Annotated in this window: 22 protein-coding genes; 2 read left to right on the forward strand and 20 right to left on the reverse strand. The window is 31.8% G+C overall.

Features of this window, described 5'->3' with window-relative positions:
• Positions 1-9: 9 nt before the first annotated feature.
• From APRE_RS04865 to gmk, 11 genes are all read right to left on the reverse strand, one after another.
• Positions 10-999, reverse strand: coding sequence for a tyrosine recombinase XerC (locus tag APRE_RS04865; RefSeq protein ID WP_015777883.1), 990 nt, complete (start codon positions 997-999; stop codon positions 10-12).
• An 817-nt stretch (positions 1,000-1,816) separates the two neighbouring features.
• Positions 1,817-3,358 carry a ribonuclease Y gene (rny, locus tag APRE_RS04870; RefSeq protein ID WP_420805548.1) on the reverse strand — a complete coding sequence of 514 codons (1,542 nt, stop codon included), beginning with the start codon at positions 3,356-3,358 and terminating at the stop codon, positions 1,817-1,819.
• Between the two features lie 111 nt (positions 3,359-3,469).
• Positions 3,470-3,997, reverse strand: coding sequence for a serine O-acetyltransferase EpsC (gene epsC / locus APRE_RS04875; RefSeq protein ID WP_015777885.1), 528 nt, complete (start codon positions 3,995-3,997; stop codon positions 3,470-3,472).
• Entirely contained in the window at positions 3,984-4,901 is a 918-nt protein-coding gene (gene cysK / locus APRE_RS04880) for a cysteine synthase A (protein WP_015777886.1), read from the reverse strand. Before cysK ends, epsC begins: the two co-directional genes overlap by 14 nt.
• 207 nt (positions 4,902-5,108) lie before the next feature.
• On the reverse strand, positions 5,109-5,774 hold the full coding sequence (gene tsf / locus APRE_RS04885; protein WP_015777887.1) for a translation elongation factor Ts: 666 nt from the start codon (positions 5,772-5,774) through the stop codon (positions 5,109-5,111).
• Between the two features lie 10 nt (positions 5,775-5,784).
• On the reverse strand, positions 5,785-6,627 hold the full coding sequence (gene rpsB / locus APRE_RS04890; protein WP_015777888.1) for a 30S ribosomal protein S2: 843 nt from the start codon (positions 6,625-6,627) through the stop codon (positions 5,785-5,787).
• 133 nt (positions 6,628-6,760) lie between these two features.
• Positions 6,761-7,963 carry a signal recognition particle-docking protein FtsY gene (gene ftsY, locus APRE_RS04895; protein ID WP_015777889.1) on the reverse strand — a complete coding sequence of 401 codons (1,203 nt, stop codon included), beginning with the start codon at positions 7,961-7,963 and terminating at the stop codon, positions 6,761-6,763.
• 9 nt (positions 7,964-7,972) lie between these two features.
• Positions 7,973-10,345: a primosomal protein N' gene (gene priA / locus APRE_RS04900; RefSeq protein WP_015777890.1), complete on the reverse strand. Its 2,373-nt coding sequence runs from the start codon at positions 10,343-10,345 to the stop codon at positions 7,973-7,975.
• 4 nt (positions 10,346-10,349) lie between these two features.
• Complete coding sequence (gene coaBC, locus APRE_RS04905) at positions 10,350-11,522, reverse strand: bifunctional phosphopantothenoylcysteine decarboxylase/phosphopantothenate--cysteine ligase CoaBC (RefSeq protein WP_015777891.1); 1,173 nt, start codon at positions 11,520-11,522, stop codon at positions 10,350-10,352.
• Positions 11,516-11,704, reverse strand: a complete 189-nt coding sequence (gene rpoZ, locus APRE_RS04910; protein ID WP_015777892.1) for a DNA-directed RNA polymerase subunit omega — start codon at positions 11,702-11,704, stop codon at positions 11,516-11,518. The genes coaBC and rpoZ overlap by 7 nt, the downstream gene beginning before the upstream one ends.
• Entirely contained in the window at positions 11,697-12,305 is a 609-nt protein-coding gene (gmk, locus tag APRE_RS04915) for a guanylate kinase (RefSeq protein ID WP_015777893.1), read from the reverse strand. Before gmk ends, rpoZ begins: the two co-directional genes overlap by 8 nt.
• Before the next feature lie 89 nt (positions 12,306-12,394).
• Here gmk and APRE_RS04920 point away from each other — a divergent pair, with 89 nt between their 5' ends.
• The gene (locus APRE_RS04920; RefSeq protein WP_015777894.1) at positions 12,395-14,143 is read left to right on the forward strand and encodes an Rqc2 family fibronectin-binding protein; all 1,749 of its coding nucleotides are present in this window, start codon (positions 12,395-12,397) and stop codon (positions 14,141-14,143) included.
• A 45-nt stretch (positions 14,144-14,188) separates the two neighbouring features.
• On the opposite strand, the gene APRE_RS04925 is transcribed toward APRE_RS04920, so the two are convergent.
• The 9 genes from APRE_RS04925 to rpiB form a co-directional block, all read right to left on the reverse strand.
• Positions 14,189-14,467, reverse strand: coding sequence for an HU family DNA-binding protein (locus tag APRE_RS04925; RefSeq protein ID WP_015777895.1), 279 nt, complete (start codon positions 14,465-14,467; stop codon positions 14,189-14,191).
• A gap of 81 nt (positions 14,468-14,548) precedes the next feature.
• Entirely contained in the window at positions 14,549-15,475 is a 927-nt protein-coding gene (locus tag APRE_RS04930; RefSeq protein ID WP_015777896.1) for a SurA N-terminal domain-containing protein, read from the reverse strand.
• Positions 15,435-16,514, reverse strand: a complete 1,080-nt coding sequence (locus APRE_RS04935; RefSeq protein WP_015777897.1) for a peptidylprolyl isomerase — start codon at positions 16,512-16,514, stop codon at positions 15,435-15,437. Before APRE_RS04935 ends, APRE_RS04930 begins: the two co-directional genes overlap by 41 nt.
• Complete coding sequence (mfd, locus tag APRE_RS04940) at positions 16,504-20,016, reverse strand: transcription-repair coupling factor (protein WP_015777898.1); 3,513 nt, start codon at positions 20,014-20,016, stop codon at positions 16,504-16,506. The genes APRE_RS04935 and mfd overlap by 11 nt, the downstream gene beginning before the upstream one ends.
• Entirely contained in the window at positions 20,009-20,596 is a 588-nt protein-coding gene (gene pth / locus APRE_RS04945) for an aminoacyl-tRNA hydrolase (protein WP_015777899.1), read from the reverse strand. Before pth ends, mfd begins: the two co-directional genes overlap by 8 nt.
• Positions 20,596-21,585, reverse strand: coding sequence for a ribose-phosphate diphosphokinase (locus tag APRE_RS04950; protein ID WP_015777900.1), 990 nt, complete (start codon positions 21,583-21,585; stop codon positions 20,596-20,598). The genes pth and APRE_RS04950 overlap by 1 nt, the downstream gene beginning before the upstream one ends.
• Positions 21,582-22,976: a bifunctional UDP-N-acetylglucosamine diphosphorylase/glucosamine-1-phosphate N-acetyltransferase GlmU gene (glmU, locus tag APRE_RS04955; RefSeq protein ID WP_015777901.1), complete on the reverse strand. Its 1,395-nt coding sequence runs from the start codon at positions 22,974-22,976 to the stop codon at positions 21,582-21,584. The genes APRE_RS04950 and glmU overlap by 4 nt, the downstream gene beginning before the upstream one ends.
• A gap of 3 nt (positions 22,977-22,979) precedes the next feature.
• Entirely contained in the window at positions 22,980-23,699 is a 720-nt protein-coding gene (gene deoD / locus APRE_RS04960; RefSeq protein WP_015777902.1) for a purine-nucleoside phosphorylase, read from the reverse strand.
• A 67-nt stretch (positions 23,700-23,766) separates the two neighbouring features.
• Complete coding sequence (gene rpiB, locus APRE_RS04965; protein WP_015777903.1) at positions 23,767-24,216, reverse strand: ribose 5-phosphate isomerase B; 450 nt, start codon at positions 24,214-24,216, stop codon at positions 23,767-23,769.
• 133 nt (positions 24,217-24,349) lie between these two features.
• On the opposite strand from rpiB, the gene murC reads away from it, so the two are divergent.
• Positions 24,350-25,738, forward strand: a complete 1,389-nt coding sequence (murC, locus tag APRE_RS04970) for a UDP-N-acetylmuramate--L-alanine ligase (protein ID WP_015777904.1) — start codon at positions 24,350-24,352, stop codon at positions 25,736-25,738.
• Positions 25,739-25,752: the final 14 nt, after the last annotated feature.

The following is a 25,752-nucleotide window of genomic DNA, read 5'->3' on the forward strand; positions in this document are numbered from 1 at the left end:
GCTTTTATTTTATATGTTAAGATTTGAGAGTGGATTTTTGTTTACAGCGTTTTTAAGATCTTCATCATCAAGATGAGTATATATCTGAGTGGTAGAAATATTTACATGGCCTAAGATATCCTTGAGAGCTCTTATGTCAACATTCCCATATTTATACATGAGCGTTGCAGCTGTGTGCCTTAACTTATGGGTAGAATATACAGAAGTATCAAATCCTGCTTTTTTTAAATACTTATCTATAGTGCTCTGTACTGCTCTATTTGAAATTCTTTTCTTTCTAGTTGAGATAAATAGGGCATCAATCTTTAAATCTTTAATATATTTATTTCTTATTAATATATATTGATCGAGAAGTTCTCTGCAATTATTAGTCAAATAAACGGTTCTTTCTTTATTTCCTTTACCTATAATATTAAAATGGTCGTATATTATATCTTCCATATTTATACTTACAAGTTCCGATAAACGCATACCTGTAGTCAGGAAGGTAAATACTATAGCTAGATCCCTAAATCTAAGGAATTCGTTAGGCTCATTTTTTATAGTATCAAGCAACAACTCAGTCTCATTTAAGGTTAAATAAACAGGCTGTCTTTGGCTTATTTTAGGGTTGGAAAGCTTGTCGCTAATATTTGAATCAATTACTTCTATTTCAGAAAATAAGTACTTATAAAAGGACTTTATAGCTGATATTTTCCTTGATCTAGTGGTGGAAGAGTCATTCTTCTCGTTGTCTAAAAAACTAAGAAAAGCATAGAAATCCTGGAGTGTCAGAGATTCAAAAAACTTAGGATTGACAATTCTATTAATTTTTATATTTTTGAAGTCATCATTAAAACTCTCTTCATCACCATAATATATTCTTCTTATAATCATATATCTGATCATAAGCATAAGATCATATTGATACTCTTTGATCGTGTTGGAGGATAGGCCTCTTATCGATTTTAAATAATTTAAATAGTCTGTTATGATAATAGGTTCATTAATTTCTTTCATAAAATCCCTTAATCTAGTAAATTTTTATTCTTACATTAAAATTATACTAGTATTATCTATATTTTCAAATTATTGCACAAAATTACTATTTTGTGTAATAATTTATTTTTACCTCCTACTCTCTGATATCACATTTCTCCTTAATCGTTAAAATAATAAGTGATTCTTTTTAAATTTCTTTCTTTTTATAAGATTTTATTCTATAGCTAATACTTTTATTCTTACCTATCTCTAAGACAGCTTCTAAATCTTTTTTATAGTTAAGTTTTCTAAATGATTGCTTATACACTTATCAAATTCTGTATTTTTCTAAACTTAACATTTATTTAATACTATATTATATTTAGAAATTTAAAGACAATAGCTTTCCATTATATCCATATAATCGAGTGAAATTTTGTTCTTAATATCATATTTATATTTTTCAATTTTCTGAAGTAAGATCTTGAAAATTAGTAACCACCTTCTAGCCTTAGAGTATAATATCCTCTATTCTAACTTACGCTGAAATTTATAAAGTAATTAAATTTTCAAAAATGCCAGCTCCTATTTTGCGATTTAAGGCTTTTTAAAAAATTAGGCATATAATAGTATTCCTAAATTCATGTTAATATATGATTCAATAGTTGATACCTTGATTCATTACTTTCAATTTTTTACAAAAAGCTCTGGCTTATAGAAATTTCATTTACTTATACCAACACGATTTATTATAAACCTATTTAATATAGAACTACTTACTCTCCATAATGTATTTAATATAAATATATAAATAAAAAGACTACCAAATTATTGGTAGTCAGTTAAAATACAATATTTATTTAGCAAAATCAATCACTTTAGACTCTCTTAATACATTAACCTTGATTTCTCCAGGATATTCCAATTCTTCTTCTATTTTCTTTGCAATTTCTCTAGCAATTACAATCATCTCATCATCAGAAACCTTATTTGGTTTAACCATAATTCTTAGTTCTCTACCCGCTTGTAGAGCAAATGATTTCTCGATTCCATCGAAAGAATTAGCAATTCCTTCAAGATTTTCAAGTCTCTTAACGTATTTTTCTAAGCTTTCACGTCTTGCACCAGGTCTTGCAGCTGATATAGCATCTGCTGTTTGTACCAAAATTGATTCAACACAATTAGGCTCAACTTCGCCATGGTGGGACTCTATGGCATTTATGACATATTTATTCTCGCCATATTTATTCGCCATCTCGACACCTAAGCTAACGTGAGTTCCTTCTTGTTCACGATCGATAGCCTTACCAATATCATGGAGCAAGCCACCACGTCTTGCTATTTGTGGATTTGCACCTATTTCTTCTGCAAGCATACCTGCAAGATTTGCTACTTCGACTGAGTGCTTTAGAATATTTTGTCCATAAGATGTCCTAAATTTCATCTTACCTACTAATTTAACTAGCTGAGGATGTAAGTTTACAACTCCAGCCTTGTCTACAGCCTCTTGTCCATCTTCCATAATTCTCTGTTCTACTTCTTCATCTGCCTTATTGATCATTTCTTCGATTCTTGATGGGTTAATCCTTCCATCTTGAATTAATCTTTCTAGGGCAACCTTTGCGACTTCACGTCTTACTGGTTCAAATGAAGAAATAACTACCGCTTCTGGTGTATCATCTATTATTAGATCTACCCCTGAAGCTTGTTCAAAAGCTCTGATATTTCTACCTTCACGGCCTATAATTCGACCTTTCATTTCGTCATTTGGTAGCGATATAACTGAAACTGTGTTCTCAGCTACTTGTTCTGCCGCATACCTTTGAATTGTTGTTGCTAGAATATCTGTAGCTATTTTCTTGCTTTCAGCTTTTACTCTTTCCTCAGCCTCTTTAATAAGTTTCGCTGATTCATGAATTGTTTCGCTTTTTACATTTTTTAGAATTATTTCTTTTGCTTCATTATTGGTGAGTCCAGCGATGTTTTGTAATTCCAATTGCTGTTCTTCAATCAATTTATCAATTCTGTCTTCTTTTTGTTTTAACTTTTTCTGATCACTAGAGATTTGATCAGACTTTTTGTCAATCAATAAAGATCGATTGTCTAAGCTTTCTTCTTTCTTCAACAGACGTTCTTCTCTTTTATCAAGATCATTTCTGGTCTGTCTAAACTGTTCTTCATTTTCAGATTTCAATTTAGATATTTCATCTTTAGCTTCAAGAAGAGTTTCTCTCCTTAAGACTTCAGCCTGGTTATTGGCTTCCTCGATTATTTTTCTGCTAAGTTCTTCAGCTGAACCAATCTTAGCCTCACCAGTTTTCTTACGATAAAGATAGCCAAAATAAAAAGCTAACAATACGAAGGCGACAGCTATGATAAGAATAACGATTGGGTTAATACTTTCAAACATCATATCACCTCCTAATTAGGAATTATCATTCCTATTTCATTATACCATAAATTAGCTTATATACGAAAAATATGAAACTATATTTATGAATTTGCACTTTTATTTATTATTAGATATTATCCTAGCAGGTGCTCCAACCGCAGTTGAGTTGTCCCCAATATGTGTTAAGACAACCGAATTAGCTCCTATTTTGACATTATCTCCAATTTTAATATTTCCTAAAAGAACAGCACCTGCACCTATCATTACATTGTTTCCAACAGTCGGATGTCTTTTAGTTTTTTCATTTGATACTGCCCCCAATGTTACCCCGTGGTATATCAGACAATCATCACCGATTTCGGCTGTTTCACCAATTACTACACCCATACCGTGGTCTATGTATAGGCGTTTACCTATTTTTGCTCCAGGATGGATTTCTATTCCTGTCTCCATCCTAGATTTATAGGCAATTTCCATAGCTTCATATAAGTTCCCATCTATAAAGAGTTTATGGGCTGACCAATGGTATAATAAGGCTCTTATACCTGGTGAAAAGAGGGCAGCTTCCTCCCTGCTTCTGAGTGCTGGATCCCTCTTAATTGCATTTTCTATTAATTCTTCTTTGTATTTTTTATAATTGTTCATTTTCGTATAATTCGGTAGATAAATATCTCTCACCAGTATCAGGTAGAACTGTAACTACTGATTTACCTTCACCTAATCTATCAGCTATCTCAATCGCTCCACATACGTTTGCTCCTGATGAAATACCCACTGCAAGCCCCTCATCGTTAGCTAAAATCCTGCTCATCTTGATTGCGTCATCTGATGCTACGTCTACAATTCCATCTACTATTGAAAAATCTAAGTTATCTGGAATAAAGTTTCCTCCGATACCTTGTATTTTGTGTCCACTAGCCTTACCACCTGAAAGTAAAGGGCTTTCTTTTGGTTCAATAGCATAGATTTTGACGTTTTCATTACTTTCTTTTAATCTTTTACCAACTCCTGTTACGGTTCCACCTGTTCCTACACCTGCTATAAAGGCATCTGGTGTTATTTCTTCAAGGATTTCTGGACCAGTAGTTTCATAATGGGCTTTTATATTTGCAGGATTTGAGAATTGATCTGGGAAAAAATATCCTTTTTCTTCTGATAATTCTTTTGCCTTATCATATGCTCCTTGTAAAGCACCTTCTGTAGTTCTTATAACTCGAGCTCCATAAGCCATAGAAAGTTTTGCTCTTTCTATACTCATAGAAGCTGGCATAGTTAGGATTAATTTATAGCCTTTTGCAGCAGCTAGGGCAGCAAGGGCGACACCAGTGTTTCCGCTAGTAGGTTCTACAATAGTTCCGCCCTCTTTTAATAGTCCTTTCTCTTCAGCATCTTCGATCATATATAAAGCAATCCTATCTTTAATAGAACCTGCAACATTGTTTTTTTCTACTTTTACATATATGTCAGCTCTTCCCTTTTTTTTGAGAGATTCTAGCTTAAGTAAAGGTGTATTACCTATTAATTCTTTAGCATTATTTTTAATTGTCATGGTTATCCTTTCATTTATAACAAATTTCTAACGACATTCTACTTATACCCTTATTAAGAAATTTCAACACAAAACATTTTATTTAGTTTAGATTCGATAATTAATAATAATACAGAGTACATGTCCCAAACGAAATATAATTTGCATAGAAAAAGACAAACCATATAAACCAGGTTTGTCTTAACTTTTAAAAGTATATTCTTTTATCTATTTCATTTGGCTTTGAACTTCTTTAGCGAAGTCTTCTTCTTTTTTCTCTAAGCCTTCACCAACTTCGAATCTAGCAAATCTTCTTATTTTGATGTTTTCTCCAACATCATTTGCTGTATTTCTAAGGTATTCTTCAATAGTGATGTCAGGATTTTTAACAAATGGTTGGTCTAGTAGGCATACTTCAGAGAACCATTTTTTCATTCTTCCCTCAACCTTTTTCTCAGCTATCATTTTTTTCTTATCTTCTGGCATATTATCATTTGCTTCATTAATAGCTTGATTTACAAGGATTTCTTTTTGCTCAGCTACAACTTTTTCATCAGCGTCATCTTCAGAGATGAATAATGGGCTAACTGCAGCTATATGCATAGCTATGTCTTTAGCAAAATTTTTAACTGTATCAGTGTTTGCAGAGAAGTCGGTTTCTGTGTTAATTTCAACTACCACTCCGATTTTATCATTGTGAATGTAAGATCCAATAACACCTTCAGCAGCAATTCTACCAGATTTCTTATCTAGTGTTGCTTGACCTTTTTCTTTAAGGAGCTTTTGAGCTTGATCGATATCACCATTAGCTTCTTCTAGAGCTTTTTTACAATCCATCATTCCAGCGCCAGATCTTTCTCTTAATTCTTTAACTAATTTTGCACTAATTGCCATTGTAATCTCCTTAATTTTCTTCTGTTTCGTCTAAGTTTTGTGATTTTAATTCTTCCGCAGCTTCTTTTATTTCATCATCAGAAACTTCTTCAACTGCTTCTTCTGTATTTTCTTCTATTTCTTCAGCTTCATCTTCTTCTACGAAATCTTCTTCAGATGCGTCGAATTGGCTTCCTTGATTAGCTTCTACAACTGCATCAGCAATTACTGATGTTATAAGCTTAACAGCTCTAATAGCATCATCATTTCCTGGGATAGCGAGATCTACTTCATCTGGATCGCAGTTTGTATCAACAATAGATATAACTGGTATTCCAAGAATTTTAGCTTCGTGAACAGCTATCGCTTCTTCACCTGGATCTACAACAAATAGTAGGTCTGGAAGATCTTCCATTTCCTTGATACCACCAAGGTTCTTTTCTAGTCTGTCCATTTCTTTTTGATATTGTAGAACTTCTTTTTTAGGTAAAAGATCGAATGTTCCATCTTCTTCCATTGCTTCATATTTTTTAAGCTTGTTGATAGATTGTCTAATTGTCTTGAAGTTTGTAAGCATTCCACCTAACCATCTGTTAGATACGTAGAATTGACCACTTCTCTTTGCTTCTTGTTCAATAGAATCTTGAGCTTGTTTCTTTGTACCTACAAATAACACTCTACCACCGTCAGCTACGATATCTCTAACTTGAGCGTAAGCTTCTTCGATTTGAACTGCTGTTTTTTGTAGATCTATTATATAGATTCCATTTCTTTCTGTGAAGATGTATTTAGCCATTTTAGGATTCCATCTTCTAGTTTGGTGACCAAAGTGTACACCAGCTTCTAATAACTTTTTCATTGAAACTACTGCCATAAAATTACCTCCGTTTATTCTTCCATCTTCTTCTGCTGATAATTTAACCTAAAAAGGCAACGAAATTACCATCCAAAGATGTGTTTACTCGTAGTACTTCTTAATGATACCCCTTATTTCTACGCTTTCAAGATTAAAACATAGCTTCTACAAATGTTTTGGAGTCAAATTTCTCTAAATCATTTATTCCTTCACCAACTCCAATATATTTAACTGGTACTTCTAGCTCAACTTGTAGAGGAAAAATTACCCCTCCCTTGGCTGTTCCATCTAGTTTAGTAAGAATAAGGCCTGAAATGTCTGTAACATTTTTAAATTCTCTTAGCTGGCTTACTGCGTTCTGTCCAGTCGTTGCATCAAGAACTAATAGATTATCTCTACTAGCTCCCTTAGCGTGCGTATCTATAGTTTTATTAATTTTTTCTAACTCTTTCATTAAGTTTTTCTTGTTATGAAGACGTCCTGCTGTATCGCAAATTAATACATCGGAATTTTTGGCTTTAGCTGATTTTATAGCATCGAATATAACTGCAGATGGGTCAGACCCTTCTTTATGCGATATCATTTCTATATCAGACTTTTCGGCCCATTCTCCTAATTGTTCTATGGCTGCTGCCCTAAATGTATCAGCGGCTGCTAGCATGACATTCTTTCCTTCTTTTTTGAGATTATTCGCAAGCTTACCGATAGTTGTGGTCTTGCCTACACCATTTACTCCTATCACAAGAATTACTGATAAATTCTTATCTGCAATATTTAGATTATTGTCTAGATTTTTCTCATCAAGCTTTTTAATCATTATTTCTTGTAGGACTGGATAAATTTGATCTGCTTCTTTAATACTTCTTTTTTTGATTTCATCTCTAAGCTCATCTACTATCTCTAATGTGGATTTCATTCCAATATCCGCAGATATAAGAATTTCTTCTAATTCCTCATATAAATCATCATCTATTTTTACGTTTCTAGTGAATAGATTTGTTAGACCTTGACTAAACTGATCACGAGTTTTACTTAAACCTTTTTTAATCTTTGCAAAAAATCCAATACCCTCATCAGCTTTATCTAATAATTCATCCTTATCTATTTCTTCTTCATCTACTTCATCCGATCTATTAAAATTATAGTCTACACTTTCTGACTCATTATCTTTATTAATCGAATTTTCATAGGAAGGTTCCATAGAATCATTTTCTTCTTTTTCTTCTTTTTCTTCTTTTTCTTCAAGAAAATTCTCGTATACTTCAGTTGAATCCTCTACTTCAGTATTTTCCTCTAATTCTTTCTCTTCCTTAATTTCTTCTTGGTTTTTCTTTCTCTTAAAAAAATCAAACATCATAACTCCTTAATTAATGTTCGTTGGATTTAGGGCAGGTATGAAACTTGTATCTTTATATTTATTTATATATTTAATCCTTAATCTATTAATAATATCAATAACATTATTTAGCCCATCATCGTCAACTTTTATTAATATATTATACCTAAATTTATTGTTAATTCTTGCAATTTTACATGGATTAGGTCCTATAAGCTCAATACTAGTATTATTTAGTAATTTAGAAATATCTTTATAAAGTTTCTTGGAAATATCTACGGCCCTAAGCCTCGATTCATTGACTACCCTTATGGTCAAGATATTCTTATAAGGCGGGTAATTAAAGGCTCTCCTAAGTTTTAGTTCATTTTCATAGAAAGCTTCGTAATCATTGTTCTTCGCTGCCTGAATTACAAAGTTATCTGGCCTATATGTTTGAATTATAACCCTTCCTTTTATTTTATCTCTACCTGCCCTTCCAGATACTTGAGTTAGTAATTGAAAGGTAGTTTCATTCGCCTTAAAGTCACCCACATTTAGACTTAAATCCGCCGATATAATTCCTACTAATGATACATTCTTAAAGTCTAAACCCTTAGCAATCATTTGTGTTCCCAAAAGAATATCGATTTTGTTATTCTTCATATCTCTATACATCATTTCATATAAGTTTTTATTAGTAGCTGTCATTGAATCCATTCTTAAAATATTAGCATTTGGGAAGAAATTTCTTACTTCTTCCTCTAACTTTTCAGTTCCTGCTCCAAACTCCTTGATTTTTTTGGAATGACATACTGGACAAATTCTTACTTGATTTTTAGTCCTGCCACAATAATGACAAACTAGCTTATCTACATTTTTATGATAGGTCATAGCTACATCACAAGCTTCACATTTTATAACATGACCACAGGATCTGCAAAAGGTGAAGGAATCATGTCCAACCTTATTAAGAAACAATATTGTTTGCTCAGAATTTTTAAGGTTGTTTTCTATTTCCCTATATAATTTTTTAGAAATCATGGAGAAATTAGATTCTTTGAGTTCCTCTCTCATGTCGACAATGTCGATACTAGGCATATGGTTATTTACTCTATTATTAAGCTTTATTAGCTCAAAATCACCTTCTTCGACCCTAGCCATACTTCTTATTGAGGGAGTCGCTGTTGCAAGTATTAGATTGCAGGAGTGGGCTCTAGCTCTTTCTATAGCTATTTCATCTGTATGATACTTAGGATCTTGGGATGAAACATAGGATTGATCGTGCTCTTCATCAATAATAATTATGCCAAGATTTCTAAAAGGAGCAAATATTGCAGATCGTGCACCGATTACAATTTTAACTTCTCCATTATTTATCATTCTCCATTGATTGAAGCGTTCTTTAGGCGTGAGTCTAGAATGCATAATTGCTATTTTTTCATTAAATCTTCCCTTAAATCTTTCAATTGTTTGAGGAGTAAGAGAGATTTCTGGTACTAGAATAATTGCCTCTTTCCCCTCACTTATTACTTTTTCAACCATTTGTAGGAAAATTTCTGTCTTGCCGCTACCAGTAACTCCATATAAAAGGAAGTGTCCTTTTCTATCATTATTTATAGTATCATAAGCTTTTTGTTGCTCATCATTTAAGGTAAACTTATTATATTTCCTGTATAAATCGCTAATCTCTTTTTCTTTTTCCTTTTTAGTTATGGAAATTATACTTTTACTAATGAGAGCATTTAGGCTAGATTTACCCGCTTTTGTATTGGCAAGTAACTCTTTAACTTCTGTTATGCCATTTTCTTTAAGATAATTAACAATTTCAATTTGTTTATGTGCTCTTGAATTTATTTTTTCTTCATTCATTTTAGTTAAATCTGCGTACTCATCATAACTAATTTTTTGACTAGATTTGACATCAAAAGTTTCTTTTACTATTTTTTCTTGTAAATAATAATCAAGTTTTCCTCTGTAGTCTGAAAACTTCCTCGCAATATCTTTAATTTCCCTTTTTTCTTTAAGATAATCAAGAAAGTCATTTGAAAGTTCACTAACATTTTGATAGTAAACATGAATATCCTTGATTTTAGTTGGAGGCATAACTTGCTTTAGACCTGCTTGTATTGGGGAGATATATCTTTTAGACATAAAAAAAGCTAAATCCATAAGTTCATTTGAAATTAGCTTTCTATCATCAATAAGGTCTATTATCTCTTTAATTTTAAAGTTTATATCTGAATCTAAATCGTCTACTAACTCATAGATGAAAGCCACATAAGTTTTGTTTCCCCCACCAAAAGGAACAAGGACCCTCCTAGCTATAGATATATCATCAACTAGTCTATCAGGAACTTTATAAGTAAAACTTCTATCTAAAAATCTACTATTAGTATCTAAAATAACTTTTGCGAACAAAACATCACCTTAATAAATCAAGTATCTTATTTGCAAGTTCATCCTTAGGCATAATTCCTAATTCTTCGATATTATCTTTACATATGATACTTGCAATATTAGTATCTACATTAAAGCCTGCTCCCCATTTAGTAAGATCATTGGCAATTATATAGTCGAGATTTTTTCTTTTTAACTTATCTTTAGCATTTTCAACTAAGTCATCAGTTTCAGCAGCAAAACCAATTATTTTTTGTTTATTTTTCTTGCTTGCAAAATACTTAACTATATCAGGATTTTCAATAAGGTCTAGTTCTAAATTATTTCCTGTTTTCTTAAGTTTTCTATCACTTGGGTTCTCAACCCTATAATCAACTGGAGCTGCTGACATAATCAAGGCATCGGATGAATCAAAATATCTCTCTATTGTATTTTTCATTTCTTCATTTGTCTTGACTTCTATCCTTGTGATTCCTTCAATTTCAAATGGTTTTACAGGACCTGATACTAGTATAACTTCTGCACCTCTTTTTTTTGCTTCATTGGCAATATTATAACCCATTTTACCACTAGACTTATTGGTTATATATCTAACGTAGTCAATCAGTTCAACAGTTGGTCCTGCAGAAATAATTATTTTCTTATCCTTAAGATCTTTCTCCGTAAAATAATCCTCTAAATATTCTACAATCTTACTTGGTTCTTCAAGCCTACCGTCACCAACAGTATTACATGCGAGGATTCCAGCTTTCGGCCTAATGATTTTAACTCCGAAGCTTTTTAGGATATCCAGGTTCCTAACTGTAGCTTTATTCTTTAACATATTGGTATTCATAGATGGAGCTATGATTACATCCTTATCGCACGCAAGGTATGAAGCAGTTAAGAAGTTATCTGCTATTCCATTAGCCATCTTAGCAATGGTATTAGCACTTGCTGGTGCAATGAGAAAAACATCTGCCCACTTAGGTAGGTCTATATGATGAACTGATTCATGACTTCCTTCGAACAAATCTGAATAAACTTTGCATCTACCCATAGTTTCGAAACTAATCGGACTTACAAATTTACTTGCAGATTCTGTCATTATAATTTTTAGATTAGCATTTTTCTTCTTTAGTCTGGAGCAAAGGTCTAATACCTTATATGCTGCAATACCCCCACTTACTCCCAGAAGAATATTTTTGCCTTCTAGCATTTTTTGCTAACTTTCCCTTCTATAACTTCATTTAATGCTTGAGTTACTGGCTTAGCCTCTACTTTTTCTGTCAAAGGAGCCGAACCATTAACAATCCTTCTTGCTCTTTTGGCACACATCATGCAAATTTCATATCTGCTTGGACTAATTTCGCTTAATTTTTTAAATGATGGATTATTCATTATCATTCTCCTTAAAATCTAAATTTTCTTCCCTAAAAACCTTGTGCTTCTCTGCGTTTATAATTTCATTAACAGATGTAATAGCAGTATTTAAATGGTCGTTAACTACCAAATAATCATAGTCTTTGATATACTCGAGCTCTTTTCTGGCATTATGCATCCTAATTTTAATGTCTTCGTCAGTTTCTGTACCTCTACCAACAATCCTGTTTTTAAGTTCGGTAAGTGATGGTGGTGCCAAAAAAATAAAGACCCCATTATCAGTATTTTTCTTGATATTTATAGCGCCCTGTACATCTATTTCCAATATTACAATTTTTCCTTCATTGATTTTATTCTCAACAAAATCTTTGGGAGTGCCGTAGTAGTTATTGTGAACGTGAGCATATTCAAGGAATTTATCTTCTTCTATCATTTTCTCAAATTCTTCATGGCTTATGTAAAAATAACTTACTCCCTCTATTTCCCCATCTCTTTTCTTCCTGGTTGTGGCAGATACAGAATATACTAAGTTAGTTTGTGTATTCATAAGATCGTGTAAAACAGTACCTTTTCCAACTCCTGATGGACCAGATATTACTAATAAAAATCCCTTTTTCATTTTGCCCCCTTATTATAGTTATTCTACTTTTAGCCTCAGCTTACTTCAAGTATACAAAAATAATTGTATAATGCTTAGGAGGTGATTAAATGAGCTATGATGGAATAGTTACACGTAAAATAGTTAATGAGCTTAGAGAAAAATTATTGGGAGGAAAGATTCAAAAAGTTACTCAACCTTCTAAAAACGATATTGTATTTAATGTTTATTCCATGGGTAAAAACTACAAATTATTACTTAGTGCGAATAATAATGAAGCTAGAATAAATATTACAAATAAAAAATATGAAAATCCAGATGTCCCACCTAATTTTTGTATGGTACTAAGAAAGCATATAAATCAAGGTAAAATCATAGATATAAGCCAAAGAGGACTAGATAGAGTTGTTATATTTTCAATCTCTTCAATAGACGAGATGGGCTTTGATACATCTAAGAAGCTTATAGTAGAAATTATGGGGAAATATTCAAATATAATCTTAGTAGATGATAATTACAAAATAATTGATGCTATAAAAAAAGTAAATAGTCATATGTCATCAGTTAGAGAAATATTTCCATCACTTAAGTATGAATTTATTGAAGATGATAAAGAAGATATAATGAAGGATGATTTCAAGTTAGATATTAAAACCCTAGATCAGAGGCTTTCAGATGAGCAAGTTCCTTACAAAATCTTCCATCAAAATTATACAGGCTTTTCCCCTGCTGTAGGTAAAGAATTGGTTTTTAGGGCAGGAATTGATGATAGAATTAACTGGGGACTTGTAAGCGAAGATGAGAAAAGAAAATTAGATAAACTTTTGGACGAATTATCTTATGATATAAGAAATAATAATTTATCTAGTTTTGTGTACAAAGATAATATAAAAGTGAAAGACTTTCACTGTATTAATTTTACTCATTTATCCTTTAATAAGGAAGAAAATGAAACTATGAGTGAATCTGTAGAGGTATTTTTCACTACAAACAAAACCCATGATAGATTGAACCAAAAAAAATCCGATTTAAATAAAAAACTAAATTCTAGTATCAAATCAGTTAAAAGGAAAGTCAAGATTCTTAGTTCTAATTTGGATAAGAAAGATTCCATAGATAAGTTTAAAAAAAGAGGAGATTTACTATCTGCTAATGTATATAAGATTAATAAAGGAGACAAATCAGTTAAGGTTTTAAATTATTATAAGAATAATCAAGAAACAGTAATAAATCTCGATCCACAAAAAACTCCCTGGGAAAATGTTGAGGCAAACTATACTAGGTCTAAAAAACTTAAAGCTTCCTATGATTATGCCAAAAAGGACCTGCCAAAGCAAAATGAACTACTAGCTTACCTTGAACAAACTAAAGACTTTATAAATAGGTCAAATAGTATTGAAGATTTAACAGATATTAGAGAAGAACTAGTGGAAATGAAAATTATTAAGAAAAAAGCTAAGAATAAAAAGAAATCTTCCAAGAAATCAAAACCATATCACTATGTTACTAAAAACTCAAGCGATATATATGTAGGTAAAAATAGTAAGCAAAATGATTATATTACTCTAAAGCTTGCCAACAAAGATGATTTTTGGTTTCACATTAAGGACCTTCCAGGAAGCCATGTTGTATTAAGAAATGACAATATAGATGAAGATGACATAAAGATAGCAGCTTATCTTGCCGCAATAAATTCGTCAGTTTCTAGAGGTAATAAAGTAGATATAGATTATACTCAAAAGAAGAATGTAAATAAAGCTAAGGGTGCAAAACCAGGAATGGTATACTATACTGATTTCAATACAATTACAATTGATACAAGTATAGATTTAAAAGTTCACTATAAAGAAGTTAAATAACTAAAAACCGGTTCTTTATTTCAAGACCGGTTTTTAGTTGCTTTATTATTTATTAACTGCTTCTTTAAGTGTTTTACCAGCTTTGAACACTGGAGCTTTAGAAGCTGGGATTTGAATAACTTCTTCAGGTTTTCTTGGGTTTCTTCCTTCTCTAGCTTTTCTATCTCTTACTTCGAAAGTTCCAAAACCAACAAGTTGAACCTTATCACCTTCTACTAGTGACTCAGTTACTGTTTCAAGAAATGCATTTAATGCTTTTTCTGCTTCGCTTTTTTTAAGACCACTTTTTTCTGAAATATTAATTAATAATTCTGATTTATTCATATTTCCTCCTATAAATCAATATAATTCTGTTTAACTCTAAGATAGATTATACATAAGAAATAAACTAATTTCAAGCCTTTCCTACACAAAAACCTTAATCTTACTTTCTTTTATAAGCCTGTTGAGGTAGTCGTAGTAGGAATTTTTTATATAAATATCCTTTGCTTTGAGTAATAGATCATTTTCATTTTCATTATATGAATTTATCATAAGTATACAATACTTTCCTTTATGCTCAAATATATTGCTTATCTCATCTTTTTCCTTAACCTTAGATTCCAATAGTAGTTGATCGTTTATATAAACGAAATCGGAATTTATAATTGAGTAGTTCCTTGCGTTTTTATTAAGGAATGATTTAAAACTTTTTGCATCTGTAATTTTATCTTTGATATTTTTAGCGACATTCTCATCATCGAATACCAAGACGTTATACTTGTATAGCCTATGAAGATTCTTATCTTTGTTATAAAAATCAACTACATCTTTATCTTGAACCTTGTTCTTCTTAAGGTAGAGATCAAAATGAGCCTTCCTTATAGAATCATTATATAAGATATCATTAATAGAGTTTTCATTAAACCCTAAGGCGAGGATATTTGCCTTAAGTGAATCCTCACCATTTAGTTTATCTGAAAGATTATTCTTTAAACTATTTGATCCATTATCATCTAATTTAATATTATTAGACTCTAAATCTTTTTTCATAACTTGATCTTTAATCATAGAGTCAACAAGTTCATCTCTTAGTATTTGATCATTAGTCTTCCCGTTTTTGCTCTTATTTTCTAAGTAAGATTCACCGTAGACCTTGCTATAATAGGCCTGATAAAATCTTAATTCTTTTGAATATAAATCACTCGAAATGGTCTTTCCATCAACACTTGCTATGATGTTGCTAGTAGTTCTATCCTTACTATTACATGAAGTAAGTGTGGCAAATAACAAAAACGCTGTTAGTAAAATCTTACTTGTTTTCGTCTTCAGATTCTTTATTGTTTGCTTCATCTTTAGAATCTTCTACTTTTTCCTCTTTATCAGTAGTATCTTCTTCTTTTTCTGTCTTTACTTCAGTTTCTGATCCTTTTACATCATCACTAGCGTCTTTTTCACTTGCATTTTCAGTAACTACATTTGCATCATCATGCAATTTCTTAATGTAATCTGCATATTTTTGATCTTTGATTTTCTTAGTGATTTCTTCTTTAGAATCTTCGAAAGAATCTGTTATTTTGTTAACCTTAATTATATGATATCCGAATTGTGACTTAACTGGATCAGAAACTTCCCCTTCTTTCATAGAAAAAGCAGCATCTTCAAATTCCTTAACCATTTGACCTTTGGAGAAGGCACCTACAGCTCCACCGTTTTTAGCACTAGCAGTGTCAGTTGAGTATTCCTCTGCAAGCTTAGCAAAATCTTCTCCGTTATCAATTTTTTCTTTTACTTCTTTAGCAGTTTCTTCATCTTGAACTAAGATGTGAGATGCGTCAACCTTTACAAATTCATCTTTGTTATCTTCGAAATATTTTTTGATTTCATCTTCTGTAACTTCATTGTTAGAGTCGAACCATTCCCTATGTTTTTTATACATTAGGTCCTTTTTGAGAGTTTCTTTGAATTTATCTAAACTCATATTGTAATCATCTAGTGTCTTATCGAATTGTTCTTGACCACCAAAATTTTGTACAGATTGCATCAAAGCATCATCTACTTCTTTATCATCTATTTTAATATCATTTTTCTTGATGTCATTTGCAATTAATTTATCTTGTACCATCATAGTTACGATAGAGTTTTTGAGTTGTTGTTGGCTAGCCAGCATTGATGCATAGAAGCTTAGCTCGTCCTTATAATCATCCTTACTAATCTTTTCTCCATCGACTATAGCTACAGTTTTATCATCGAGTTTTTCTGTTTTCTTATCTTTTACTTCCTCTGTTTGTTCTGTTTTATTGTTCGCACCTTCTCCTGCATCTTTATTTTGATTACATCCTGCAAATAACAAAGAAGCCATTAACATCACTGGTATAATTTTATTTTTCATTTTTACTCCTTACTTTTTCGATTGTTTTTAATAGTTCATAGGTATCTAAGAGTTTGTTTCTAGATACTGGAATTTTAAACGCTGGATTAGTCGATAAATCAAGAGACATATCTCTTTCAAATGATTGATTAATCTCTGCCAATTCCTCAAAACTAAATGCATCCTTATTTTCGAAATATATGTTTACATTACCGCTTTTTTCTCTAATTTCACTAAATAATAATTCATCCGCCATAGATTTTATCAATGAAATGTACATTAAATTATCTACCATTATAGGTATATCGCCATATACATCTATTAAATCAGCGACTAATTCATCATAGTCTTCTTGATTTTGAATTCTTGCAATTCTATTATAAATCTCAATCTTTTGTGCTTGGTCTTCAATATAAAAGTTAGGAATATATCCATCGACCTTTATATCGATATATACATCAGATTTATCTTTGATTTCTACTTCCTTACCACTAGCTTTTTCTACTGCTTCTTGAAGGAATTTAACATAGAGATCATATCCTATTGCTTCGACATGTCCTGATTGGCTTTCTCCCAAAAGATTTCCTGCTCCTCTTAATTCTAGGTCTTTCATAGCTATTTTATAGCCTGAACCAAAATCTGAAAAGTCTCTTATAGATTTTAATCTTTTTTCACTAATCTCTGATAATATTTTTCCAGTCCTATAAGTAAAATATGCGTAGGAGGATCTATTTCCTCGCCCGATTCTTCCTTTAAGCTGATATAGTTGTCCAAGTCCCATCATATCAGAGTCATAGATTATTATGGTATTTACATTTGATATATCCATCCCGGTTTCAATGATAGTTGTCGATAGGAGAATATCTATCTCACCATCTATGAATTCAAGCATTGTTTTTTCAATCTGCTTCGGACTGATTCTCCCGTGAATTATCGCTATATTTGCATCAGGAACAAGTTCTATTAGATGATTGTAGAGTTTTTCTATATCATTAACTCTGTTATAGACAAAATAGACTTGACCATTTCTATTTAGCTCTCTTTCTATAGCTTGTTTAATAATACCATTATCATATTCAAGTACATAGGTATTTACAGGCATTCTTTCTTCAGGAGCTTCATCTAAAGTAGATAGATCGCGGATTCCTGATAAGGACATCTGAAGGGTTCTTGGTATCGGAGTTGCTGACAAGGTCAAGACATCAAGGGATGATTTTAATTCTTTTAATTTCTCTTTATGCTTAACACCAAATCTTTGCTCTTCATCTATAATCAATAGGCCAAGATTTTTATATCCTACATCTTTTGATAGTAATCTGTGAGTTCCAATAATTAAATCAACCTTTCCTGCTTTCAGATCCTTAATTATTAGTTTATTTTTTGAACCAGGATTAAATCTTGAAATCACTTGAACATTGACAGGAAACTTATCAAAGCGTCTTTTTATGGTCTCATAGTGCTGATTCGCAAGAATTGTTGTTGGAACTAGAAATGCTACTTGATATCCATCCATAATTGCCTTAAAGGCTGCTCTTATAGCAACTTCTGTCTTACCGAATCCCACATCACCACAAAGGAGTCTATCCATTGGTTTATCAGATTCCATATCATTTTTTATCTCTTCTATGGATCTTATTTGAGAATAGGTTTCCTCATAAGGGAAAGAATTTTCAAACTCATTTTGCCAAGTAGTATCTTTTGAGAAAGCATGCCCCTTAATTTTAGATCTTTTAGCATACAATTCAACCAAATCATCTGCTATTTCATCAACAGCCTTTTTGGCTCTTGCTTTAGCCTTTTGCCAGGTTTGAGTCCCCAAAGACGAAAGTTTTGGGCTTTCCCCTCTACTTCCTATATATTTACTTATTAGATTCATCTGATCTACTGGTACGAAGAGTTTATCTGTTCCTCGATATTCGATGACTATAAAGTCTTTTTCAATATTATTTACTTCAATTTTTTCAAGACCCTTATATATACCGATACCGTTATTTTCATGAACTACATAATCTCCAATATCAAGGTCGGAATAATTGATAATATCTCTAGACGAGGTCTTGTTCTTTGATTTTTTCTTTCGAGCCTTTCTTTCACTACCATAAATTTCCTTATGGGTAAAAACATAAAAGTCTAGATCATAAATATAATATCCGCTACTACTTGTAGCATTTGCGATTTGTATAGGGATTTTCTCGAAACTTTCACCTATGCCAACTTTTGAAACTTGCGTAAAATCTTTTTCTAAATACGCATCTATCAGCTGAAAAGCAGTTTTTTCATTACCTTCAAGTATTAATACCTTTTTGTCGCTATTAGCAAGTTCTATTGTCCTATCTATGAAATAATCTACTCGTCGATTGAAATTTTCTGATTCTATTGTTTTTATCTCTATAATTTTTCTAGGATTAAAGAGCTTTGATTTTTTTAGAATAGATGTTAGGTTTATTATTCTAAACTTATCTATTTGTTCATAAATATCATCAATCAGTATTCTTGCATGCTCAAAAGATTTGAAAACCTCATTATTCTCCATTTGTAGACTCAAGTCTTCGAAGAAATTTTCGTAAAAGTTATCATAGTCTTCTATAACTCTAGCAACATCATCAAAAAATATCAGACCACTCTTTGGGATATAATCTAAGAAACTAGAATAGTCATCCTTTCTATAGGGATTTACAAGGTCAATATTACTAACAAACATACTCTCTTCAATAAAAGCTGTAATTTGTTTATATTTATCTATGAGCTTCTGTCGATTTATTTCCTTTGAATCATTATCTAAAGACATTATTTCCCTGTTAATATTTTTTATCACCTTATCATAATCGTCTTTTGAATATATAAGTTCAGTAACAGGGCTAATTTCAGCCTCAGAAATCTTTTCTATTGTTCTTTGACTGTCCTTATCAAATAATCTGATGGAGTCTACCTCGTCATCAAATAGTTCAATTCTAACTGGATTGTCGTATGAAACGGGCCAGAAATCTATAATAGAACCTCTCTTAGCGAAGTCTCCCTTATTCTCTACAAGAGAATTAGCTGTATAGTTAAGATTTATAAGATTTTCTATGAAGTTATTAACATCAATAATATCTTCATCTTTTATTTTAACAAAAGACTTGTTAAATCTATCTAAAGTGGTCAGTTTATTTGTCATAGCCTTTAGTGTAGTTATGACTATAAAGTTTTCTCCTTTAGCAAGCTTCGTTAGAACTTCCATCCTTTGAGAAAGCTTTCTATTATCTATTGACTTAATATTATAAAAATTAATATCCAAACTAGGGAACAAATATGCCTTATTTTCTATAATTCCGTTTATACTATCGAGATAAATCTCAGCCCTTTTTTCATTTTCTGCAATTATTACTAGGCTTTCTTTAAACTTTTCAAACAAAGCAAGGACTAAGTGAGGCTTGAAACCGTCAGTTAGTCCTGATAAATATATAGGTGAATAATCATCTATATTATTTTCTATTTGCTTAACTTGCTCTAAAGAGTTGATATTTTCTAATAATTTATTCATCAATATCTTCCACTAATCTAACAGAATTGTACAGATTCATTGACTTATCAATATTTTCTTCTATTATAGTTTCGATAGACTTGCTCGCTATATCAATTTCATTTCGTATTATTTCTGCTTCTTTTTCGCTAAATCCACTTAGGACAAAGTTTGCCAAATCCATATATTCTGGTTTCTTTCCTACTGCTATCTTTATCCTTGGGAAAGAGTCATCTTGAATTTGATAAATAATGGATTTCATTCCGTTATGAGTCCCAGCTGATCCTTTTTTTCTTATCCTTATACTTCCAAAATCTATATCTATATCGTCGTAAATTACGATTAATTTGTCAGTATCAAATTTGTAGAAATTCTTTAAGTCCCTTACTGCTTCTCCTGAATTATTCATGTATGTTTGTGGTTTTACGAGCATGACTTTATGGCCAGAAATTGTTCCCTGACCATAGAGTGATTTGAATTTAGATTTTCTGACATCTATATTATGTTTCCTTGCAAGATAATCAATTGTCAAAAACCCAACATTATGTCTTGTATTTTCGTATTTTAATCCAGGATTACCTAATCCTACGATATAATACATTATCTACCATCCACGAATAGTCCACTTATTGATTCATAAGTATTAATTCTGTGAATTGCTTCAGATAATAAAGGAGCTATAGACATTTGAGTTATCTTGTCGATTTTCTTATTTTCGTCTAGGGCTATGGTATCAGTTATTACTACTTCTTTCACATTTGATTTATTTATTTTATCAATTGCATCTCCACTAAAGACACCATGAGTCGCAACAAGATATACATCTTTAGCACCACTGTTAATTAAAAAGTCACCTGCGTTAGTAATTGTCACTGCAGTGTCAATCATATCATCAACAATTATTGCATGTTTACCCTTAAAGTCTCCAATCACAGACATAACTTCAGAAACATTTGGTTTTGGTCTTCTTTTTTCAATTATAGCTATAGGAAGCTTTAGATAGTCTGCAAACTCTCTTGCTCTTCTAACTCCACCTAAGTCAGGGCTTACTACTACAAATTCATCTGGTCTATCATAAGCAAAATCCTTAAAATGAGTTGAAAGATGTCTTATAGCAGAAAAATGGTCGACAGGTATATCAAAATATCCTTGGATTTGTCCAGCGTGAAGATCCATTGTGATAACCCTATCAGCACCTGCTACTGTAAGAAGATTTGCTACAAGCTTCGCAGTAATTGGCTCACGACCTCTAGTCTTTCTATCCTGTCTAGCATATCCGTAATAAGGAATTATCGCATTTACGTATCCTGCTGATGCTCTTCTACAAGCATCAATCATAATAAGTAATTCCATCAAATTATCATTGGTTGGATTAGATGTTGGTTGCATTATAAACACATCCTTACCTCTTATTGATTCATTTATTTTGATAGATATTTCTCCATCTTTAAATTTCTCAATATCTGCTTCAGTTAGTTCAACTCCTAGATGTTTAGCAACACTTTCAGCAAGTTTCCTATTAGAGTTTCCTGTTAAAAGCTTCAATTCCCCTCTTTGAATATATGAGCCTCTATTACAGTTTGATGTCATTTTCTCTCCTTTAATTTTTCTTGATCTCTTTTTTTCTTTTTATCTACGTAGCCTGCAATATTTTTTTGCTCTGCTCTCTCTATTGATAACTCTCCCTTATCAATATCTTTAGTAATAGTAGATCCTGCTGCTACATATCCTTCAGAAGCAATGTTTACTGGTGCAACTATATTAGAATTTGACCCTATAAAAGCACCATCTCCAACTACAGACCTATGTTTAAATTTACCATCATAATTAACAAAAATCACGCCACAGCCAATATTAATTTCTTTACCTAGATCACAATCTCCTATATATGCCATATGACCAGCCTTACAACCATCACCCATACTGGCATTTTTAACCTCTACAAAATTACCAATGTGAACATTTTTACCCAAATGTGCCTTTGGTCTAAGATGTGAAAAAGGTCCAATATTACTAGATTCTTCCATGATAGATTTTTCTATTACAGAATTGTCTATTCTCACATTATCGTAAATTTTCGAATCTTCAATTCTAGAAGAGCCCTCAATAATACAATTAGATCCGATCTCTGTCATACCTAGGATTTTAACATTTCCTGATATCACAGTATCTTGACCAATTTTTACTCCAGGTTCAATTGTAACTGTTTCTGGCGTTTCAATTATTACTCCATCAAGCATATATCCATCGTTTATTCTTTGTCTAAGAATTCTACCAGCTTCTGCAAGCTCCTTTTTATTATTTATTCCATAGAATAAGTCAGCTTCTTCATTAATAAATGCCATTGATTTTTCATTTTTGTTATTAAGAATTTCAATGCAATCGGTTAAGTATAATTCGTTTTGGTCATTATCTGTATTTATTTCTTTTAGGGCATTTTTAAGAGAGGATCCATTAAAGATATAAATACCTGTATTTATTTCGTTAATGTCTAATTGATCATCTTTAAGATCCCTGTGCTCCGTGATTTGTAAGAAATTTCCGTTTTCATCCCTTATTATTCTTCCATATCCAGTTGGATCATTTATTTTAGTAGATAAGACAGATACACTTGCCTTATTTCCTATATGTCTATTTACGAAATCTTGAAGTGCTTTCTTAGTTATAAGTGGTATGTCACCATTTAATACAAGCACCTCATCATTATCCTCTATATAGTCGCTACATAAGCTTACAGCATATCCTGTTCCATAAGGGAATTCTGGACCGATTTTCTGCTCTATTATCTTACAAGAATCGAACATTTCACTTATTGCTTCTTTATTCTTTCCTGATATAATAATAGTTTCAGAATTTTCTAACTTACTTGCTTCATAAACATATCTAATTATTTCTTTATTAAGTAACTTGTGAAGGACCTTGCTGGTAGATGATTTCATCCTAGTTCCTTCACCTGCTGCCATTATTATTACTTTCAACATATATTATTCCGGTGCAACTTCAAGAGCAAGTTCCATCATATTTGTGTACGATGTTTGTCTATTTTCAGCACTATCAGCTACGTTTTCAACCATAGAATCACTAATTGTAAATATTCCAAGGCCTCTCTTGCCATGTTTCCTAGCGGCCATAAATAGACCATATGATTCCATTTCTACACATAAAACGCCATATTTTTGAAGATTCTCAAAAACTTCTTTTGGCATATCATTGTAAAATTGATCTGATGAATGGACTTGTCCGCAGTGGGTAGTATAGCCTAATTCATTTGATTTTTCATAGGCTTGTAATAATAAGTCGAAATCTGGTGTTGATGAAAAATGTATATTTCCAAATAAATTATCATTAATAGATGATTCAGAACATGCTGCTGATGCAATTACAATATCGTGTAGTTTCACATCTTTTTGCATAGATCCTGCTGTTCCTACTCTAATAATAGTATCTACGTCATAGAATTGAAATAATTCGTTGTAATAAATCATTGATGATGGAATTCCCATTCCACTTCCCATAACAGAAACTCTTTTTCCCTTATAGTAACCTGTATATCCAAGCATTCCTCGAGTTTCATTAAACTGAGTAACATCCGTTAAGAAATTATCCGCAATATATTTTGCTCTAAGAGGATCTCCTGGCATCAAAACTGTCTTTGCAATTTGATCAGCACTTGTTGCTGATATGTGTGGTGTAGGTATACTCAAATTTATCTCCTTTAAAATATTCTCACTTATATAATAACATTTTTTATGAAAATTTAAAACAAGACTCCTAAGCTTTATTGGATTTTTCTATATCCATAATTTTATCTACTCTTCGTTGATGTCTTCCGCCTTCAAATTTAGTATTGACAAATTCATCTACAATCATTCTACATGTTTCAGAGCCTATGACGCGAGCTCCCATACATAGGGTATTAGCATTATTATGAGCCCTACTCATCCTTGCTGAGTAAGCTTCAGAAACGCACGCTGCCCTAATACCCTGAATCTTATTTGCTGAGATACTCATACCAAGTCCAGTACCACAAATTAAGATAGCAAAATCAGCTCTTCCTTCAATCACCTCGGTACAAGCCTTTTTTGCATAATCGCTATAATCTACAGACTCACTATCATAAGCTCCTACATGATAAACCTCATGCCCAAGCTTTTCTAATTCATCCTTTACTACTTCTTCTAAATCAAGACCTCCATGGTCATTTCCTATTACATATTTCATATTCTCTCCTTTGCTATTAATATACTTTTAGCTAAGTTCTAATCAATTATTAATATCACTTGACTCACTTTATTATATAAATATGGTATAATAAAAACACCCATACGGTGTAGATAATAACTAAGGAGAATATATGTTTAAATTTGATTTAGATAGACATGATTATAAATACATTCATTTTATTGGAGTTGGCGGCATATCAATGAGTGGACTAGCCCAATTGCTTTTGGCTAAAGGTTATGAGGTTTCTGGTTCTGATAGGTCAGATAGTAAAATTATCAATCATCTAAGAGAACTTGGAGTTAAGATATCAATAGGACAAAAGAAAGAAAATATTACTAATCCTGACCTAGTAATATATACGGACGCAATCTTAGATGATAACGAAGAATTAATAGCTGCAAAAAAACTTAATGTTCCAGTTGTAACAAGAGGTGTATTTCTTGGTGCATTGATGAGAAATTATAAAAATTCTATTGCAGTATCTGGATCTCACGGTAAGTCTACCACAACTTCTATGATTTCTAAGATTTTAATGCACTCTGATAAAGACGCTACTATCCTGCTAGGTGGTGAATTAGATGAAATGAAGGGTAATGTTAGGGTTGGTAGTGAAGAATACTTAGTAACTGAGGCTTGTGAATATAAGGGAAATATCAGATATTACTATCCACAAACATTAATAATATTAAATATTGACGAAGACCACCTAGACTATTACAAGGATCTAGACGATATTGTAGATACATTTAGAGAGTACCTATCTAACCAAGATGAAAACTCAATGACTATTACAAACTTAAATGAAGAAAACAATAGGTTGATTTTTGATTCTGTAAAGGGAAAGTTAATAACTTATGCACAAGAAAACGATGAAGCCGACTATTGTGCTTTCAATATAAAGTTTGACGAAATCGGTAGACCAAACTTTGACTTAAGAATGAGAAATGGTGACGTTGAACATTTCGAATTAGGTGTTATAGGAAGACATAATATCAATAATGCTATGGCTTCAATCATCGCCACATATGAAAATGGCATAGATATTGAAACTATTAGAAAGAATATCCTTAAGTACGAAGGGCTCGATAGAAGAATGCAAATCATAGGTGAAGTTGATGATGCGACGATAATGACTGATTACGGCCACCATCCATCAGAGATTAAAGTTACCCTAGACGCCTTAAAAGAGCATACTAAAGGCCGTCTTATTTGTGTATGGCAACCTCACACCTACAGTAGGACCAAGGCATTGTTTGACGACTTCTTGACTTGCTTCGATTCTAGTGATGAAGTGATTATAACAGATATTTATGCTGCAAGAGAAAAGTTTGATCCAAGTATTCATTCAAAAGATGTTGTTGATGCTTTGGTAAAAAAAGGAATAAATGCGAAGTATATTGGTAAGTTTGAAGATTGTAGAGATTATATTTACAAGGAAATTAAAAAAGACGACTTAGTCCTCACAACAGGTTGTGGTAATCCTGATGTTTTGGCGAGAATGATTGTCGAAGATAAGTAAATATTGTATTTAAA

Source organism: Anaerococcus prevotii DSM 20548 (assembly GCF_000024105.1).
Lineage (GTDB): Bacteria > Bacillota > Clostridia > Tissierellales > Peptoniphilaceae > Anaerococcus > Anaerococcus prevotii.

Bases quoted from the DNA above. Each gene is read 5' to 3' on its own strand.
- murC (WP_015777904.1), top strand. From the start codon at position 24,350: ATGTTTAAATTTGATTTAGATAGACATGATTATAAATACATTCATTTT.
- APRE_RS04865 (WP_015777883.1), bottom strand. From the start codon at position 999: ATGAAAGAAATTAATGAACCTATTATCATAACAGACTATTTAAATTAT.
- epsC (WP_015777885.1), bottom strand. From the start codon at position 3,997: ATGAACAATTATAAAAAATACAAAGAAGAATTAATAGAAAATGCAATT.
- APRE_RS04920 (WP_015777894.1), top strand. From the start codon at position 12,395: ATGAGCTATGATGGAATAGTTACACGTAAAATAGTTAATGAGCTTAGA.
- APRE_RS04950 (WP_015777900.1), bottom strand. From the start codon at position 21,585: ATGACATCAAACTGTAATAGAGGCTCATATATTCAAAGAGGGGAATTG.
- cysK (WP_015777886.1), bottom strand. From the start codon at position 4,901: ATGACAATTAAAAATAATGCTAAAGAATTAATAGGTAATACACCTTTA.
- tsf (WP_015777887.1), bottom strand. From the start codon at position 5,774: ATGGCAATTAGTGCAAAATTAGTTAAAGAATTAAGAGAAAGATCTGGC.
- APRE_RS04935 (WP_015777897.1), bottom strand. From the start codon at position 16,514: ATGAAAAATAAAATTATACCAGTGATGTTAATGGCTTCTTTGTTATTT.
- rpiB (WP_015777903.1), bottom strand. From the start codon at position 24,216: ATGAAATATGTAATAGGAAATGACCATGGAGGTCTTGATTTAGAAGAA.
- APRE_RS04930 (WP_015777896.1), bottom strand. From the start codon at position 15,475: ATGAAGCAAACAATAAAGAATCTGAAGACGAAAACAAGTAAGATTTTA.
- ftsY (WP_015777889.1), bottom strand. From the start codon at position 7,963: ATGTTTGATTTTTTTAAGAGAAAGAAAAACCAAGAAGAAATTAAGGAA.
- pth (WP_015777899.1), bottom strand. From the start codon at position 20,596: ATGTATTATATCGTAGGATTAGGTAATCCTGGATTAAAATACGAAAAT.
- rpoZ (WP_015777892.1), bottom strand. From the start codon at position 11,704: ATGAATAATCCATCATTTAAAAAATTAAGCGAAATTAGTCCAAGCAGA.
- APRE_RS04925 (WP_015777895.1), bottom strand. From the start codon at position 14,467: ATGAATAAATCAGAATTATTAATTAATATTTCAGAAAAAAGTGGTCTT.
- rpsB (WP_015777888.1), bottom strand. From the start codon at position 6,627: ATGGCAGTAGTTTCAATGAAAAAGTTATTAGAAGCTGGTGTACACTTT.
- glmU (WP_015777901.1), bottom strand. From the start codon at position 22,976: ATGTTGAAAGTAATAATAATGGCAGCAGGTGAAGGAACTAGGATGAAA.
- mfd (WP_015777898.1), bottom strand. From the start codon at position 20,016: ATGAATAAATTATTAGAAAATATCAACTCTTTAGAGCAAGTTAAGCAA.
- coaBC (WP_015777891.1), bottom strand. From the start codon at position 11,522: ATGCTAGAAGGCAAAAATATTCTTCTGGGAGTAAGTGGGGGTATTGCA.
- gmk (WP_015777893.1), bottom strand. From the start codon at position 12,305: ATGAAAAAGGGATTTTTATTAGTAATATCTGGTCCATCAGGAGTTGGA.